Consider the following 17,515-nt stretch of genomic DNA (forward strand, 5'->3'; position numbering starts at 1 on the left):
CTCGGTGCCGGGGACTTGAAGGGATTTCATGCGTAACTCGTTGGCGATCCGCACCGCTGTGGTCGGCGCCTCGGCACTACTGCTCGCAGCTCCATTCATCACGACGGCATCGGCAGAGCCCGCCTCCGATACGCAGGTCGAACAGCTCGAAGCCGATCAGCTTCCGGCCGAGTTGGTCGAGGCGATCGCACGCGATCTGAAGATCTCTCCACAGGAGTATCTGGACCGCGCCGCCAAGGCTCAGGAACTCGGCGCATACGCCCAGGAGTTCAAGTCCGAGCGCCCTGGCGACTATGCCGGCTCGTGGATGGGACTCGACGGTCAGCCCGTCGTAGCCGTCACCACCACCGAAGCTGCTCGCATCGCCGCCGACGACGGTTACCGCACGCACGTCGCCCCTGTCTCCGCCGACACCCTCGAGAAGACGCTGGCCGACGTCAACGGTTGGATTGCCGGGCTGCCCAAGGAAATCTCACGCGCAGTCAATTCGGCGACGATCGACGTCTTGAACAACCAGGTCGTCATCGACGTCGCGAACAGCCCTGTCGGGCAGGCGCTCAATCTTCCGACCCTGCTCGAGAACACCAAGATCGTTCTCAGCCCGGACGGTGGCGGATCGGTCGAGCCCGGAGCGCTCGGCGGCGACACCTACATCACGTCGACTGGCCCCATTCGTGAGACGCCGACCGAGAACATCTCGGTCTGCTCGTTCGGGTTCAACGCCGTCGACGATCAGAACAATGCTCTCAATATCAGTGCCGGACACTGCAATCCGGCCGAGGGCTCGAAGTCTCCCGTCTACCTGCCGAACCACGCGAACGTCGACGACAGTCAGTTGATCGGCGCGTTCTCACAGTCTTCCGTCGGCAACAACTCCGGCGATCTCGATTACTCGGTCATCAAGTTCGACCAGTCGGGTATCGACGCAGGCCTCGACCGCGCTGCCGTCCGCGGCGCCAACGGGACCACCCTCGCGATCACCGGAACAGCACGTCCCGTGATCGGCGCTCCCATCTGCAAGTCCGGTCAGACGTCCTCGTTCACCTGTGGCGTCGTGGCAGCCGATCGCGTCGAAACACAGCTGCTCATGGCCGACGGTGATTCACGAACCGTCCGCGGATTCGCCGGTACCGCGTGCACCCTCGCCGGGGACAGCGGCGGCGCCATCGTCTCCGGAACCTTGGCGCTGGGTATCACCAGCGGCTCCAACAGCAGCGGCGCACCGAGTTGCAACGAGGCGAACCTGGTACTGGCAACCTCCGGTGGAACCTCGAACCTGGGTATTCCGGTCGGAGACATCCTCGATGCGGCAGATCGCGCATCCGGTGGCGGTGTCGGTTCCGGTATCCGCGTTCGCACTGCCGGTTGACCAACCCCTGATTCACGCTCTGTGCCCGCCGATCTGTTCTCGATCGGCGGGCACAGTGCTGTTATCGGTCGGGATCAGCGCTGTGTGCTCATGTAACGGGTGGGAATAGCGCGTTCGAACCCATATAGTCATGGTCGACTGTGATCGGCTCACCACAAGTCCGTGAGCCGTATCCGTGTGCTCCCAGGGGGGTGGTACGCGGTCAACGAAGTGGAAAGGCCCTCATGCGAAGCTCCATCGCACGTCGTGCCGCAGTGTTCGGTTCGGCCGCGCTGCTGCTCCTCGGACCGATTACCGCGGTCGCGAACGCAGAACCGAACGAATCCGGGGTATCCGACCAGGCAGCCCATCTGCCCGTCGAACTCGCCGACGCTCTACAGCACGACTTGGCGCTGACGCCCGACCAGTTCGTCTCGCGTTCCGAACTCGCACAGAAGCTCGCGGAGTTCGCCGCCATCGCGCGCGTCCAGTTCCCCGACTCCTTTGCCGGCGTGTGGCTCGACGACCTCGGCAAGGGCGTCGTCGCTCTCGCTGACGGTCGCGACAAGGACGCCGCCCGCGAGGCCGCCGAAAAGGCCGGCTTCGAGGTCAAGGACGTCGCGCAGAGCGAGCAGGCTCTGCAGAGTCAGCTCTCGGCACTCAACTCGTGGCTCGATTCGCAGCCTGCCGAGGTCGCGGACCTCGTGCGTGGCATCGCCGTCGACGTGGTCGGCAACGGAGTTGCCCTCACGGCCGATCCGGCCGCCGGCATCGAATTGCCTGAGTTCCTGAAGCGGACCGTTGTGCACACCGCTGCTCCGCTGCTGGTTCCCCCGATCGTCGCGGACCTCATCCCCGCAACCGGATCCGCAACCGGCGACGCCGCACTGGGCGGAGACGCCTTCGGCGCGACCTCAGGCAACACCGGACTGCGTTGTTCATTCGGCTTCAACGGCACCGACGGTTCCGGACGCACGGTCAACATCAGCGCCGGCCACTGCGATCCCAACCGCGCCGCTGCCGGTACCTCGAATTCGAGCCAGGTCTTCCCGATGGTGAACAACCAGACCGGGCCCCGCGTCGGATACTTCGCCAAGAGCAGCTTCGACGGGCGCGACTACTCGATCATCAACATCGACGACAACGCGAAGTACCGCTTCGAGAACAACAGCGTTCGGGTTCCGTTCAACCGTTCGGTCAACATCACCGGTACCGCCGATCCCGTAGTGGGCGCCCCGGTCTGCAAGGCCGGATCGACCACGGGCTTCAGCTGCGGCGTCGTCACCGGCGTCAACCGCGTCGCCAAGGTTTTGGATCACACCCTCGACAACGGCTTCACCACCAATATCTGCGTCCTGCAGGGTGACAGCGGTGGTCCCATCGTCTCCGGAACGTTGGCCGTCGGCATCACGAGTGCGTCCAATGTCGCCACCTCTCCCCTGTGCGAGATCGCGCAGGCCGAGACATTGTTCGGGCAGGAAGCACCGACGCAGTATGCGACGCCGATCAACGACATCCTCGCTGCCAATCCGGGCCTGAAGGTTCGCGACTACTGATCGCACGCATTCCCCGAGACAGCAAAACGGGCGCCACACCTTCTGAAGGTGTGGCGCCCGTTTCGACGTTCGTAACGTCTTACCGGAAGAGCTGCTTACTGGAAGAGCTGTTTACTGGAAGAGCGTTGTTCCGGCCGGAGCGTTCAGGACCTTGATCAGATCCATGCCCGCAACGATTGCGGTTCCGCCGCCGGCGAGGATGGTACCGGCGACTCCACCGATACCGGCACCGGTGACCATGCCGGGGAGGCAGCCGATAACCAGGCCGGGCAGACCCACGATGCAACCGATGACTGCACCGACGATCGTGCCGGTGAGGCTACCGATCTGCGTGGCAAGCCCGAGCTGTGACTGAAACTTCTCGATTGCCTTCTGATCCTCGTCAGGCGAAGCAACCGGGGTGAACTCGGCAGCGACCGGCTTCGGCTTGGAGCTGGCCGGATCCAGGTTCGGCTTGAGGGTGAGGGTCTTGCCGTCCTCACTGACGGTCTCGTCGAACGGGAACTGAACGTCCCCGAGGTTGAACGCGAGCGGCAGACTCACGAGAGTTGCGCCCTGGCTGTTCTGCAGGTCGACGTGTGTTCCGTCACCCGATACCCGGAATGCCCCGGCGTCGATGGTGGTGACAACAGCCTGGTCTACGACCTCGGCGGTATACGAAACGTCGGGTGACGTCTCCGGAGCTGCGTAAGAAGTACCTGCAGCGATGCCCGTAGCGGCAATGGTCATCGCTGCGACGGCCGCAGCTTTACGAATGAACATTTTCAATCCTCCCCGGGATCGGGCGGGCGTCAGTCGATGACTCACACCACCCGTTTCCCCTGTGCGTGACGGGCGTAACGATAACAGCCGGTCGGTTGTCCTCACCTGCTCGGAACCCGAGTTAGGGCTGCCTGACAGATGGACACCTGACGGGCACCGCCTAACGTGACGACCAGACATGTCTGCGTCTGACCAAGCCCGTCCGACGCAGAAGATTGATCTCTCCAGGCCACGAGCGGTTACCAGCCGGTACCTACAGGCTGGTAATGCTAGTTACTGGCGGGTAACATAACGCAGGTTAGTATCAGTGGGCTGTCCCGAGGTGGCCGACGCGTCGCCCTGAAACGAAAGGCCGCGACATGAATGCCCTGACGATTACGTTGGGCACGATTGGTGCTCTGCTGAGCTTGGTGTGTTGGTACATCTTCCTCTCAGGCGCGCTGAGGATGTTCAACACCGTGCGCATCGGCCAGTCGGCACCCGATCGATGGCGCCCGTTCTTCCCTCGCTTCAAGCAGATGATCATCGAGTTCATCGCGCACACGCGCATGAACAAGTTCCGCAGCGTCGGCTGGGCCCACTGGCTCGTCATGGTCGGCTTCCTCGGCGGATTCCTTCTGTGGTTCGAGGCCTACGGACAGACGTTCAACCCCGAGTTCCACTGGCCCATCTTCGGTAACACGTGGGCGTGGCACCTGTGGGACGAGATCCTGGGCCTCGGCACCGTCATCGGTATCACCACGCTGATCGTGATCCGTCAGCTCAACCACCCGCGCCTGCCCGCACGCCTGTCCCGTTTCGGCGGCTCCAACTTCAAGGCCGCTTACGTCATCGAAGGCATCGTCCTGCTCGAGGGCCTGGGCATGATCATGGTCAAGGCCGGCAAGATCGCCACCTACGGTCACGCCAATCCGTGGACCGACTTCTTCACCATGCAGGTCGCAAAGCTGCTTCCCGCCAGCCCCGTCATGATCTCGGTGTTCGCGTTCGTCAAGCTGATGACCGGCATGATCTGGCTCGCCATCGTGGGCCGCAACATCACGTGGGGCGTCGCGTGGCACCGCTTCTCCGCGTTCTTCAACATCTACTTCAAGCGTGAAGACGACGGCACCGTCGCGCTCGGCGCGGCAAAGCCCATGATGTCCAAGGGCAAAGTCCTGACGATGGAGAACGTCGACCCCGACACCGACACTCTCGGCGCCGGAAACATCGAGGACTTCTCCTGGAAGGGCTGGCTCGACTTCACCACCTGCACCGAGTGCGGGCGTTGCCAGTCCCAGTGCCCTGCTTGGAACACCGGAAAGCCGCTCTCCCCCAAGCTGCTCATCATGTCGCTGCGTGACCACGGCTACGCCAAGGCCCCGTACCTGCTCGCCGGTGGACGCAAGGACATGGGCGGCGACGAGATCGGTCTCGTCGACGCCGAAGGCAACGTCAAGGAAGCCGCCCTCGCAGCCATCCCCGAGGCAGCACGCCTCGAGGCCGACCGCAAGCTCGTCGGTGAAACCGTCGAAGGTGAGATGGCCCCGGTCATCGACGCCGAAACCTTGTGGAGCTGCACCAACTGCGGCGCCTGCGTCGAACAGTGCCCCGTCGACATCGAACACGTCGACCACATCATCGACATGCGTCGCTACCAGGTCCTGATCGAATCGGAGTTCCCCTCCGAACTCGCCGGCCTGTTCAAGAACCTCGAGAACAAGGGCAACCCCTGGGGCCAGAACTCCAAGGACCGTCTCAACTGGATCAACGAGATGGACTTCGAGATCCCCGTCTTCGGCAAGGACGCCGACAGCTTCGAGGACTACGAGTACCTCTTCTGGGTCGGCTGCGCCGGCGCCTACGAAGACCGTGCCAAGAAGACCACCAAGGCCGTCGCCGAACTCCTTGCCACCGCGGGAGTGAAGTTCATGGTCCTCGGCGCCGACGAAACCTGCACCGGCGACTCCGCACGTCGTGCCGGCAACGAGTTCTTGTTCCAGCAGCTCGCAATGCAGAACATCGAGATGCTCAACTCGGTCTTCGACGGTATCGAGCAGAAGAAGCGCAAGATCGTCGTCACCTGTGCGCACTGCTTCAACGCTCTCGGCAACGAGTACCCGGAGGTGGGCGGCGACTACGAGGTCGTGCACCACACTCAGCTGCTCAACCGTCTGGTGCGTCAGAAGAGGCTGATCCCGGTTGCATCCGTGAGCGAAGACGTCACCTACCACGACCCGTGCTTCCTCGGACGCCACAACAAGGTCTACGACGCTCCCCGTGAACTCATGGAAGCGTCAGGCTCCAAGCTCGTCGAGATGCCGCGCCACGGCGAACGTTCCATGTGCTGTGGCGCCGGTGGCGCCCGCATGTGGATGGAAGAGAACATCGGCAAGCGCATCAACGTCGACCGCGTCGACGAAGCGCTCTCCACCAACCCCAAGAAGATCGCCACGGGTTGCCCGTTCTGCCGCGTCATGCTCACCGACGGCGTCACTGCCCGCCAGGAGCAGGGCCAGGGCGAAGGCGTCGAGGTCGTCGACGTCGCGCAGCTGATGCTGAACTCCGTCACCCGCCTCGATCCCGCCCAGCTCGGCGAGAACATCAAGGTGATCCCGCGTGAGAAGGCACCGGTCGCTGCTGAGGCAAAGGCTGAGACCGTCGAGCAGGATCGGGTCGCCGAGGTCGAGGAAGCAGCTGCCACCCCGGAAGCCAAGGCAGCTCCGGCAGGCAAGGGTCTGGCCATGAAGGGCCTCGCCAAAGCACCAGGCGCAAAAGCTCCCGGCGCCAAGGCACCCGGCAAGGGCCTCGGAATGGCCGGCGGGGCAAAGGCTCCCGGCGCCAAGAAGGCAGCTCCCGCCGCAAGCGCGGAAGCTCCCGCTGCCGAAGATGCTGCACCGGCCGCACCCGCGGCAAAGCCCAAGGGGCTCGGTCTTGCGGGCGGAGCCAAGGCTCCCGGCGGCAAGGGACTGCAGATGAAGGGCGCCGCCAAGGCACCCGGAGCAAAGGCCGCTGCAGCACCGGCAGCGGAAGCTCCGGCAGCGGAAGCTGCTGAGGCTGCTGCACCCGTCGCCAAGCCGAAGGGTCTGGGCCTGGCGTCCGATGCCAAGGCTCCGGGTGGCAAGGGACTGCAGATGAAGGGCGGAGCCAAGGCTCCTGGCGCGAAGGCTGCTCCGGCTGCCGCTGCGCCTGAAGCACCTGCTGCTGCGGCTGCGCCTGAGGCGCCGACGGAGGCTCCGGCTGCCGAGGCTCCCGCCGCCCAGGCGGAAGCCCCGAAGGCTCCACCGGTCGCCAAGGCAGGCGGGCTCGGATTCAAGTCGGGCGCAAAGGCGCCTGGTGCCCGGAAGGCAGCTCCGGCTGCAGCTCCCGCACCTGCTGCGGAGGCACCGGCAACGAAGACCGAACCCGTGAAGGCAGAACCCGCTGCGGACGCACCTGCCGAGGCGTCTGCACCCGCGGAAGCTGCGGCACCCGCTGTGGCGCCGCCTGCCCCCAAAGCAGGCGGACTCGGCTTCAAGGCCGGTGCAAAGGCTCCCGGCCGCAAGAAGTAAGCGCACCACTCGCGAATGCCCTCACCGTCATGGTGGGGGCATTCGCTTTGTCTGGAGCCCGAGGTCGGCCTGTCAATCTGCGACAAGCATCACCGCACCACGCGCACCACGCGCACGCCCGACGCCCCTTTCCTGCTGCCGTCCGATGACGTAGCGCCCCGGAGCGATTCCGGTCGCGCCGTGCTCCGGATGGATGAGGTAAGCGGTCACCTGGGTGTCGAGCACGCCGAGTGCAAGGCCCCGAGCGTCTTTCACCGGTGTCGACCACACGCACTCCCCTACGTCTGCAACCAGACTGTGAGGGTTCCCGCCCGCCGCGCTTCGCAGCAGTTCCACTCCCGAGAGTGGAACGTCCACGGATCGAGTCCACGGTAAGGGCGTGACGATATTTGCGAGCAGCGAAAACGGGATCACGATGAGATCGCCCTGCGCTTGAAGACCGTCGACGACGGGAATGGACACTTCCTTGTCGAGATAGTCGAAGACGTCGAGGCCGGTGAGGGTGGTGAGAGCGGACAAGGTCATGTTCGAGTTCATAAGTATCACCAAGGGGTTAGAGGGTTCGAGGTTGTGTGTGTGAGGTTCAGGTTCGACGAACGAGGCGTGCATAGTCGGCACCGGTGATGCCGTAGGTCCAGCCGGCTGCATCCAGCGCGGACGTGAACCATCCGGGCACATGCAGTCCGTATCGCCGCCGATGCCCGTCGCGTTCCAGAGAGCCGTTGACCGCGAGCAGGATTCGCCCACTTCGGCCCCAGCCTTCCGGCGACGCGTAGAGCTGTAGCAGGCAACCGGCATTGCCCGGATCATCGGTTTCGTCGACCAGTATCAGTCCGGCGCTCTCGATGTAGGTATCCCAGCCGATGCGCTCGATCGCGCACCGACGGATCTCGACATTGCGCTCCAGTGCGATCCGTTCGGCGGTCGGGTCGAGCACCACCCAGTCGGGAACGATCGCCCCGTGCAGAACGAATGCATGTGCGCCGTCTCCGAATTCAATTGCAGGGCCATCAGAATGGTGCAGTCGCCGCTCTCCCAGCGTGCTGCCCGGTATCGGTTCGCTATGCACGGCGCCGGGTCGTTCAGCCATGATGCACAGGTTGTCGAACGCCCACCACCACCCGGTCGAGTCAGCGAGTGCGGTCTGCACGTCCAGGAGTTCACGATCTTCCGAATCGAAGGTCGCGAGACCGTATCGACGGAACGTGTCGTAGTACGCGATTCGATGGGCTTCCTGCTGTCCGTACCAGGTCACTCCGCCTGCCATCGGGGTCGACATCGTTCGTATCGCGACCGCGACTCCGTCGAACAGCGTGGTGTGCAACGATTCCCAAACGGACGCCCTGATCAGGCGCTGCCTCTGCCGGCGTTCTATCTGCCAGTCAGCTTTCCGACCTTGGATACTCGCGTTCATACGTCGGCGCGATGACGCGAACATGCTCGCGATATGTCCGGACGGGCAGTCGAGTCCGGCGCCGTCGAAGGACATCGTGGTCGACAAACCTTCGGCGGCGATCAGATCCGAACCGGCACGGGGAGACGGAACCCAGACAAACTCCGGTTTCGGGAGTCCGGATCGCCGATATAGTTGCGCGACAGCAGATTCTGCAGTGGATCGATCGGCCGGACGTGTACACAAGCCGCGTTCGAGCCATACATCGCGGACTGCTTCCAAGGCCTGATTGTCTACATCGAAGATATCGATGTTCTCGGTCGATGTCGCTCGACGTGACGTCGACGAGCGAAACGGTGCGGCGCTCACGCGACGGTGGCGGTGTCCGCCTTTCCTGTAGTCATAGTTCTACAGCGTGGCACGCAAATGCTACGGACGCAAGGGTTCCTTGAGTGTGACGCCGAGAACCGGCCACCGATCCCCACACCGAACATCCTCTCCAGCGCCGCGAAACCGGTTCGAAATCCACGACGTTCGTGGGTTCACCGGCCGCGTCACACACGGCCGACCGGTACCCACCGGTCGCACCGCCGAGGACGTGCGCTGGAACGAGAAGCTCCGCGACCAGCTCGGTGACGCGGGGTGGCAGGTCGGTCATTGCGGGCTTCGCACGCAGCCGCGGGGTTGTCAGCTACCGATCGCAGGCTTCCACAGCTCCAGCGTCGGGATGTCTGGTGGGGTGAACCCGAGTACCTGCCCGTAGAAGGACAACTCGGCGTTGCGTGAGCTGATGATGGTCGACTGCTTACGGAATCCGTGCGATTCACCCTCGTAGGCCAGGTAGGCGTGCGGAATACCCTTGGCCACCAGTGCATCCCGGAATCGTTCCGCCTGCGAGGGCGGCACGATCGGATCGTCGAGGCCCTGGAGCAACAACACCGGGCAGTTCAACCCGTCGACGTTGTTGAGCGGAGCACGTTCGGCGTACAGGTCGGCAGATTCCGGCAGTGGACCGATCAACCCGTCGACGTAGCGCGACTCGAAATCGTGAGTTTCCTGCACGAACAGGTCCAGTTCTGCCACCCCGAAATAGGAAGCACCACAGGCGAACACGTCGGACGTGGTCAGTGCGGCCAGAACAGTCCATCCGCCGGCAGACCCACCCTCGATGGCGAGGCGGGCCGGATCTGCGAGCCCCTGCTCGGCCAATCCGGTGACTGCGGTGACGACATCCTGCACGTCGACGACACCCCACTGACCGCGCAATCGATTACGGTACTCACGTCCGTAACCGGTCGACCCGCCGTAATTCACATCCACCACTCCGATTCCGCGGCTGGTGAAGAAGGCGTAGACGAGGTTGAGGGCCGGTGCGACGTGCGCCGTCGGGCCGCCGTGAACAAACGCGACGTACGGCGGCAGTTCGCCGTCGAGTCCTTTGTATCGCGGACTGCGCGGCGGATACGCAACGGCGTGAACTTCTCGCCCGTGTCCGTGAGCCACGACTGCTCGCGCTTCCGGAAGATATGCAGACTCGGGCAATTCTTCGACCGACGAACGGATTTCGGTCAGTTTTCCGGTACCGAGGTCCAGTTCACGTAGCGCGCCCGCCAGTTTCGCGCCTCCCGAGACGAGCAGCAACCGGTCGCCGCGAACCTGCATGAGGCCGATACTGGTGACCCCGGGGATCTCGATGTCGCGTAGTTCTCCCGACGCGGGATCGAGCACCCCCAGGGTGTCGGTTCCCACGGTGCGCGCGGTGAGAAGGTGGCCGTTGTCGAGTTCGACGAACCAGCGCGCACCGAAACGCCACTGTGGCCCACCGAAATCCGCCTCCACCGGGCAGATCGGGGTGATCTCGGCGCCGACGCGATAGATGTTCCACCAGCCGCTGCGATCGCTGATTGCGAAAAGTTCGTCGTCGGTGATCCACTCCGGTTGCAGGACCGACTCTTCGGGTCCGCCGATCAGTACGGAGTAGTCCTGAGCGACGCCGTCGACTAGTGGAGCTACGCGCAGTTCGGTACCGTCCCAGGGCATTTGCGGATGGTTCCACGCGATCCAGGCGATCTTGGTTCCACTCGGCGAAAGCCTCGGTGACGAAAGGAAGTCCGAACCGCCGACGATCGAGCGGATCTCGCCGGAACCGTCCAGCGGAATCGCGCAGATATCGCGAGTGATCGCCCCGTCCTCCGCGTGCGCTTCCCGAACCGCCCACACCTCACCGTTCACGATCTGCAGGTCTGCGTATCGCAACGCGGCCGGCGACGCCGGTTCGGGCGTAAGAGCCCGCGGAGTGACTCCTTCGAGGATGTACACCCGTTGATCGGAGAATTCACTGAAGACCAGTTTTCCGGACTCCGTGACAGTCCAGGCGCCACCGCCGTACTCGTGAACCCTCGTCCGCGCGTTCCACGGCGCCGGGAGGATGTCGACTGGTTGGTTGTCGAGACCGGATCGACGAATCGACGTCCGACCACTCTCGGTCGGACGAATTTCAGCCCACCAGATCTCGTCGCCGACGTATCGTCCGCCCTCGACAGGGTGGCCACCTGCAGCCAGATCAGCTGCTCCGATCGGAGAAGTCCACGATCCGTACGGGGCTGCAATCTGCTCGCTGGGGGTCATCGCTCGACAATAGCCAACTGGTCGCGCGACACGGTCCCCGACAATGCACTTGCACAGTGGTGGAATCATGTAACTCGTGAGCACACCAGAACCCGTCCGCCACCGTCAGCCGCAGCGCGAGCTGGAGCAGTCGTCGAAGCTCCAGAACGTCCTGTACGAAATCCGTGGACCGGTGCACGCGCATGCCGCCCGGCTGGAGGCGGAAGGGCACCGGATCCTCAAGCTCAACATCGGCAACCCGGCACCGTTCGGATTCGATGCCCCCGACGTGATCATGCGGGACATGATCGCTGCGCTGCCCTATGCGCAGGGCTATTCGGAGTCGAAGGGCATTCTGTCGGCGCGGCGCGCAATCGTGACGCGCTACGAACTGGTTCCCGGCTTCCCCGAGCTCGACGTAGACGACATCTACCTCGGCAACGGTGTCTCAGAGCTGATCACGATGACCATGCAGGCCCTCCTCAACAACGGCGACGAGGTGCTGATCCCGGCACCGGACTATCCGCTGTGGACCGCGATGACGAGCCTGTCCGGCGGTACACCCGTCCACTACCTCTGCGACGAGGCAAACGACTGGAATCCCGATATCGCCGATATCGAATCCAAGATCACCGACAAGACCAAGGCTCTCCTCGTCATCAACCCGAACAACCCCACGGGTGCGGTGTACTCGATGGAGGTTCTGCAGCAGTTGGTCGATCTGGCGCGCAAGCATCAGCTCCTGCTCCTCGCCGACGAGATCTACGACAAGATCCTCTACGACGACGCAAAGCACATCTCGCTGGCGACGCTCGCCCCTGATCTGCTGTGCCTGACGTTCAACGGCCTCTCGAAGGCCTATCGTGTCGCGGGCTACCGCTCCGGCTGGGTCGCGATCACCGGGCCGAAGGATCATGCGGCCGGGTTCCTCGAGGGTCTCGATCTCTTGGCTTCGACGCGGCTGTGCCCCAACGTCCCCGGACAGCACGCCATTCAGGTGGCCCTCGGTGGACACCAGAGCATCGAAGACCTGATCCTGCCCGGCGGCCGTCTTCTCGAGCAGCGCGACGTCGCTTGGGAGAGACTGAACATGATTCCGGGCGTTTCGTGTGTCAAACCACGCGGCGCGCTCTACGCCTTCCCTCGTCTGGATCCGAACGTCTACGAGATCCACGACGACGAGAAATTGGTGCAAGACCTGCTTCTCCAGGAGAAGATCCTGATGGTTCAGGGCACCGGGTTCAATTGGCCCAATCACGATCACCTTCGGATCGTCACGCTCCCGTGGGCCCGAGATCTTGCCGTCGCCATCGAGCGATTCGGCAACTTCCTCACCAGTTACAAACAGTAGATTCTCCGGCTGAATCCGGCTGAAATCGAGTAAACAACTCGTTGTACAAATGCCCCGTAAACGTAAAACGACGGGGCATTTGTGCGACCTTGGTCACATTTTTCGCAAACCACACGGTTTGATTGACACTTTAACTATTTAGTGACCTGCCCTGATGTGAAAACGGTCCAACCGGTACGTGATTCGTTGCGGAATTGGTAGTTGGACAACGCGCCAAATCGGTTTGAAATTGGGTACATTAGTTATCAGCACTTCGGTGCCGCGAGCACCTGGTATCCCTCCCCCCCCTGTGGATACCAGGTTGGTGGCGGGGACAACCCCCCCTGTTCCCCGCCACCCAGCTCGACCAATCTCCGTTTCACACCCCTCATCGGTAGCACCGGTTTTCACGGGCACTGCCTTTCGTCGGCACCGCCTTTCACCGACACTGCCTTCCAACACTGCCTTCAGAAGCTGACCATTCGCTTCGGAGCCGATAACATTGCACCGGTGCAAATCCCCAGTCCGACACTCAGTTTCCGATGAGTCACGGCCACGGCCACGGTGGACCCATTCAGATCGGCCCCACCGCCTCACGCGTCGTGATCGGCTTGCTCGTCGTCATCGGCATGATCGTCGTCGCGGCAGCAATCGCACTGTGGCCGGACAAGAACACCATCCCCGTCCCACTCCCTTTTCAGAATGCCGACGGCAGCTCGGTGGAAACCGAGGCGGGCACGGTCACCATGCAAGACCTCGGCGACTGCGGGAGTTCCTCCGCTGGAAGGGTATTCGTCGGCGCCCCGCAACCGCCGCCCACGTCGGCCTATCAATGCCAGCGGAGCATCGTCGACATCGAATCCGGGCCGAATGCCGGAACCAAGACACTGCTCGAGGTCATCCCGGGCGCCGGTCAACCGGATCTACGAGTCGGTGACCACATTCGTCTCGTGCGTCAGACGGACCCGAACGGCAATACTCAGTACTCCTTCGAGGACTATTCGCGTGGACTCCCGCTGGCACTGATCGCCTTGGCGTTTGCCGTAGTCATCATCGCTGTTGCGCGGTGGCGCGGATTGCGCGCTCTCGTCGGACTGGTGATCGCATTCGGCGTTGTCGTCGGATTCCTCCTGCCCGCCTTGCTCGACGGCAAGCCTGCGATACCGGTTGCACTGGTCGCCGGCGCGGTGATCTTGTACGCGGTTCTCTATCTGGCGCACGGTGTCTCACTCAAAACCAGTTCGGCATTGCTCGGCACCCTCGCCGCGATGGTGCTCGCGGCGGTTCTCTCCTATCTCTGTATCGAACTGACCCATCTCACCGGGTTGTCCGAAGAGCAGAACACCAATGTGCAGACATACATCGAACACATCGACATCACGGGCCTGCTGCTGGCGGGCTTCATCATCGGATCGCTCGGTGTTCTCAACGACGTCACCATCACCCAGGCATCTTCGGCATTCGAGTTGGCCGAACTCGACAAGCACGCTCCTCGCCGAAAGGTGTTCAGTGGGGCGATGCGGGTCGGACGCGATCACATCGCCAGCACTGTCTACACCTTGGTCCTCGCGTACGCCGGCGGGGCGCTGCCACTGCTGTTGCTTTTCAGTGTCAGCGGGCGCCCACTCCAAGACGTGTTGGTCGGTGACGCCGTCGCGATCGAAATCGTCCGGTCCGCGGTCGGCGGAATTGCTCTGGCTCTTTCGGTTCCGCTCACCACCGCAATCGCCGTCATTCTCGCGCGCCCGCCCGGTAGTGCGATCAAGACCGGCCCCACGTCAGGTGGACGCCACTCCAAACGCTGACACCGGGTTTCAGAGTCCGGGGATCGGCGGGAGGACCGGCAACAGAATCGGCGGCAGCCCCGGAATGTAGATCGCGGGCGGCGGAGGTGCGGGTGCAGGCGCCGGCGGCACATAGGTGTCCTGCACAACCGGCGGGGCCTCGACCACCGGTGGCGCTTCCTCCGTCGTGGGCGGGGGCGGGGTCGTCGTGGGCGGGGGCGGCGGAGTCGTCGTGGTAGTCGGTGCCGTCGTGGTCACCTCGGTTGCCACAGGTCCGGCTTCGTCGGAATCACCGAAGACCTTTCCGCCATAGCCCAACCCCAACCCGACGATGACGACTGCCGCGATCACACCGGCGCCCAGGCCGGCGAAACGCAGCGGATTCCTCGGTTCCGTGGACGTGGTTTCCGCAGTCTGTGTACCGGCAAGCCACGACGGGTGCGCGGTTCCTGCTCCTACTCCCTCGTCTTCGCGCACCGCCGAGTACGCCTGGGCGTCAACCATCACGGCCTCGGTGTCGGCGTCACGTTCTGTGCCGAATCCGTCCGTGGCCGGGTCGCTGACGGCGACCGCGAGATCTGCGGCCGGATCGAATCGTTGCTCGTGTCGGTTCGGTCGCGGCTGCGGCAGGTCCGCAGCATACGGACTCGACATCTGTTCCTGTGGAACAGACTTCGTCTCGGCAGCGCCCTCCGGCCGTTCCGATTCGGGGAGCGTAGCGACTCCTCCATGACTGAACGCCTGTACCGGGACAGGCACCTCAGCCGGTGTGTGAATCGGATAGGGCGCGAAGATCGGTGCCACAGCAGGGACCTGGACCGGTGCAGCGACAGGTCGTGACGACGGCGCCAGGGACGACTCCGCGATCAGTGCAGCGCCTTGCGCAGCCACCAGTTCAGGCTGTTCTGGCGCGATGACGGGGCAATCCAGCCACGCAGCGAGCGTCGCCCGCACGATCGGGATGCGCGCACCGCCACCGATGAGGACAATCGCGTCCGGGTTACGGCCGGACGTTGCGATGACCTCCCGTATTTCTCGGGCAAAGGCCTCCACCGACGTGATGACCAACGAATCGAAAACTTCCCGCGACAGCAGGAGAAGCCCACCGGGACCGGGCAGGCACACCGCGCTCCGTGTGGACAGTTGTTCCTTGGCAAGTCGGCATCGCGACTGCAGTTCGGAGTCGCCGCCCGGGTCGGCCGGCGTCGAGATTCGGCGGCGTACGGTCTGGTCGGAGTAAACGAGGTCGTCGAAGTGGTCGCCGCTGATCCGAGTCGACCGAGCAGTCACGACGGTAGACCTCGAATGCCTGTCCACAACGCTGATCGTCGATCCCGAGCTACCCATGTCGACGACGACAAGCGTGCTCTGGTCGGTCAGCGCACCGGGTTCCTCGAGCATCCGAAGCGTGGCTGTAACTTCGGGAATCAACTCGAAGTTGCCGATGCCTTTCTGCTCGAACGCGGCCTGGAGTGCACCGGCTTGCGCTTGATCGCGGTAGGCGACGACCGTATGACTGCCAACGCCGACATTCTCGGCCAATGCCACCTTCGTTGCTTCTGCGGCGATTTCCTCGGGAACGTCGCGTCCGCGATCGACCGCTCTTGATCGAAATACCGGACCACGGTGGTCGGGCGTCCCCGGGCGCGCCAAACGCACAGCGCTGGCTCCCACCGTCACACCCAATACCAAGTTCATGATCCACCTTCGTCGACCGTGGACGGGTCCTGTCAGCAGACCCCGTCATTCCCCGGCCGGAAGTCTACCCACTAGGGGTGGTCTACAAGGTTCGCGCATCGCATCTAACGCCTAATCGCAGCTACTTTTTCGCTACCTGGACGTTCGACCTACCGCCCCAATCCGCGATAGTTCCATCCAGCAGCACGCCAGACCTCCGGATCGAGGCAATTTCTGGCGTCGACGATGACGCGTCGACGAACGAGCGGATCCAGATCGGCGGGCACGAGCGAGGCAAACTCGTCCCATTCGGTCGCAATCAAGACGACATCAGCGTTCTTGCAGGCGTCTGACGTGGAGGTTGCGTAGTGAAGGGTGGGAAAGAGTCGGCGAGAATTGTCCATTGCCTTCGGATCGAAGACGGTGACTGCCGCCCCGTGCAACTGCATCATTCCTGCGACGTTGAGCGCAGGCGAATCGCGCACATCGTCGGATTCCGGCTTGAATGCAGCCCCCAGCACCGACACGTTAGCTCCCAGCAAACCATCATCACAGGCCGCCGTCACCAGCTCGACGGCTTTCGTGCGTCGTCGCATGTTGATGCTGTCGACCTCGCGAAGGAAGTACAACGCTTGGTCCACACCCAGTTCTCCGGCCCGCGCCATGAAAGCCCGGATGTCCTTCGGCAGACATCCCCCGCCGAACCCCAACCCCGCATTCAGAAACCGTCTGCCGATCCGATCGTCGTATCCGAGAGCGTCAGCCAACATCGTCACGTCGGCCCCGGTGGCCTCGCACACCTCCGCAATCGCATTGATGAAGGACACCTTGGTGGCGAGAAATGCATTCGCCGATCCCTTGACCAACTCGGATGTCGCCAGGTCGGTCACGAGAAACGGCACCCCCGCGCCCAATATCGCGGCATACACCTCACGAAGAACACCTTCGGCGCTTCCCGGTCGATCACGATCGATCCCCAGAACCAACCGATCAGGTCTCAAAGTGTCCGCGATGGCGTGCCCCTCACGCAGGAACTCCGGATTCCAGGCCACCTCTACTGCTGCGCCCGCCGGCGCGCCGGCACGTAGTCGCTCGCCGAGAGCGGCAGCCGTACCTACCGGAACCGTCGACTTGCCGACGATCAGAGATGGCCGTCGCAACAACGGCGCCAGCAGATCGATCACCGAATGAACGTGGCTCAGATCCGCGCCGTACTCCCCTTTCTTCTGCGGAGTCCCCACACCGACAAAATGAATGTCGGCAAAATCTGCGGCATCGGCATAGGACGTCGTGAACCGGAGCCGACCCGACTCCAGATTCTTCTCCAGCATGTCGGTCAGACCCGGCTCGAAGAACGGGACCTCCCCACGGGACAACTTGTCGACCTTGGACTGGTCGATGTCGACCCCCAGCACGTCGTGACCCAATTCGGCCATACACACAGCGTGGGTCGCGCCCAGGTATCCCGTTCCGAACACGGTCATCTTCATGTGTTGTTGGTATGCGTCCGAACTTTCCGAAACGCGTA

General features: G+C 63.3%; 11 protein-coding genes. 5 read left to right on the forward strand and 6 right to left on the reverse strand.

Annotation, left to right across the window (positions count from 1 at the left end):
* The first annotated feature begins 28 nt into the window (after nucleotides 1–28).
* Together I7X09_RS25555 and I7X09_RS25560 are read left to right on the forward strand one after the other, a co-directional pair.
* Nucleotides 29–1,369 (forward strand): S1 family peptidase, encoded by a 1,341-nt coding sequence (locus I7X09_RS25555; protein WP_095972485.1) that lies wholly within the window; start codon nucleotides 29–31, stop codon nucleotides 1,367–1,369.
* 224 nt (nucleotides 1,370–1,593) lie between these two features.
* A complete protein-coding gene (locus I7X09_RS25560) occupies nucleotides 1,594–2,904 on the forward strand; it encodes a S1 family peptidase (RefSeq protein WP_095972486.1) in 1,311 nt (436 codons plus the stop codon).
* A gap of 111 nt (nucleotides 2,905–3,015) precedes the next feature.
* On the opposite strand, the gene I7X09_RS25565 is transcribed toward I7X09_RS25560, so the two are convergent.
* A complete protein-coding gene (locus I7X09_RS25565; protein WP_050655717.1) occupies nucleotides 3,016–3,666 on the reverse strand; it encodes a glycine zipper family protein in 651 nt (216 codons plus the stop codon).
* A 359-nt stretch (nucleotides 3,667–4,025) separates the two neighbouring features.
* Between I7X09_RS25565 and I7X09_RS25570 the strand changes: the two genes are divergently transcribed.
* On the forward strand, nucleotides 4,026–7,196 hold the full coding sequence (locus tag I7X09_RS25570; protein ID WP_200314292.1) for a (Fe-S)-binding protein: 3,171 nt from the start codon (nucleotides 4,026–4,028) through the stop codon (nucleotides 7,194–7,196).
* A gap of 72 nt (nucleotides 7,197–7,268) precedes the next feature.
* On the opposite strand, the gene I7X09_RS25575 is transcribed toward I7X09_RS25570, so the two are convergent.
* The 3 genes from I7X09_RS25575 to I7X09_RS25585 form a co-directional block, all read right to left on the reverse strand.
* Entirely contained in the window at nucleotides 7,269–7,733 is a 465-nt protein-coding gene (locus tag I7X09_RS25575; RefSeq protein ID WP_095972489.1) for a hypothetical protein, read from the reverse strand.
* 46 nt (nucleotides 7,734–7,779) lie between these two features.
* Entirely contained in the window at nucleotides 7,780–8,958 is a 1,179-nt protein-coding gene (locus tag I7X09_RS25580) for a DUF6745 domain-containing protein (protein ID WP_200314294.1), read from the reverse strand.
* 318 nt (nucleotides 8,959–9,276) lie between these two features.
* On the reverse strand, nucleotides 9,277–11,217 hold the full coding sequence (locus I7X09_RS25585) for a S9 family peptidase (protein ID WP_166814036.1): 1,941 nt from the start codon (nucleotides 11,215–11,217) through the stop codon (nucleotides 9,277–9,279).
* Nucleotides 11,218–11,293: 76 nt separating this feature from the next.
* Here I7X09_RS25585 and I7X09_RS25590 point away from each other — a divergent pair, with 76 nt between their 5' ends.
* A complete protein-coding gene (locus tag I7X09_RS25590; protein ID WP_003943683.1) occupies nucleotides 11,294–12,547 on the forward strand; it encodes a pyridoxal phosphate-dependent aminotransferase in 1,254 nt (417 codons plus the stop codon).
* Between the two features lie 521 nt (nucleotides 12,548–13,068).
* Entirely contained in the window at nucleotides 13,069–14,331 is a 1,263-nt protein-coding gene (locus I7X09_RS25595; RefSeq protein WP_200314296.1) for a YibE/F family protein, read from the forward strand.
* A gap of 9 nt (nucleotides 14,332–14,340) precedes the next feature.
* Here the strand turns inward: I7X09_RS25595 and I7X09_RS25600 are convergent, their stop codons facing one another.
* Nucleotides 14,341–16,008 (reverse strand): Hsp70 family protein, encoded by a 1,668-nt coding sequence (locus tag I7X09_RS25600; RefSeq protein ID WP_234036710.1) that lies wholly within the window; start codon nucleotides 16,006–16,008, stop codon nucleotides 14,341–14,343.
* Nucleotides 16,009–16,157: 149 nt separating this feature from the next.
* Nucleotides 16,158–17,477: a UDP-glucose dehydrogenase family protein gene (locus tag I7X09_RS25605; protein ID WP_200314298.1), complete on the reverse strand. Its 1,320-nt coding sequence runs from the start codon at nucleotides 17,475–17,477 to the stop codon at nucleotides 16,158–16,160.
* Nucleotides 17,478–17,515 lie beyond the last annotated feature (38 nt).

This window comes from Rhodococcus sp. P-2 (assembly GCF_016598535.1).
GTDB classification, from domain to species: domain Bacteria; phylum Actinomycetota; class Actinomycetes; order Mycobacteriales; family Mycobacteriaceae; genus Rhodococcus_F; species Rhodococcus_F baikonurensis.

Bases quoted from the DNA above. Each gene is read 5' to 3' on its own strand.
- I7X09_RS25555 (WP_095972485.1), top strand. From the start codon at position 29: ATGCGTAACTCGTTGGCGATCCGCACCGCTGTGGTCGGCGCCTCGGCA.
- I7X09_RS25560 (WP_095972486.1), top strand. From the start codon at position 1,594: ATGCGAAGCTCCATCGCACGTCGTGCCGCAGTGTTCGGTTCGGCCGCG.
- I7X09_RS25565 (WP_050655717.1), bottom strand. From the start codon at position 3,666: ATGTTCATTCGTAAAGCTGCGGCCGTCGCAGCGATGACCATTGCCGCT.
- I7X09_RS25570 (WP_200314292.1), top strand. From the start codon at position 4,026: ATGAATGCCCTGACGATTACGTTGGGCACGATTGGTGCTCTGCTGAGC.
- I7X09_RS25575 (WP_095972489.1), bottom strand. From the start codon at position 7,733: ATGAACTCGAACATGACCTTGTCCGCTCTCACCACCCTCACCGGCCTC.
- I7X09_RS25585 (WP_166814036.1), bottom strand. From the start codon at position 11,217: ATGACCCCCAGCGAGCAGATTGCAGCCCCGTACGGATCGTGGACTTCT.
- I7X09_RS25595 (WP_200314296.1), top strand. From the start codon at position 13,069: ATGAGTCACGGCCACGGCCACGGTGGACCCATTCAGATCGGCCCCACC.
- I7X09_RS25600 (WP_234036710.1), bottom strand. From the start codon at position 16,008: ATGAACTTGGTATTGGGTGTGACGGTGGGAGCCAGCGCTGTGCGTTTG.
- I7X09_RS25605 (WP_200314298.1), bottom strand. From the start codon at position 17,477: ATGAAGATGACCGTGTTCGGAACGGGATACCTGGGCGCGACCCACGCT.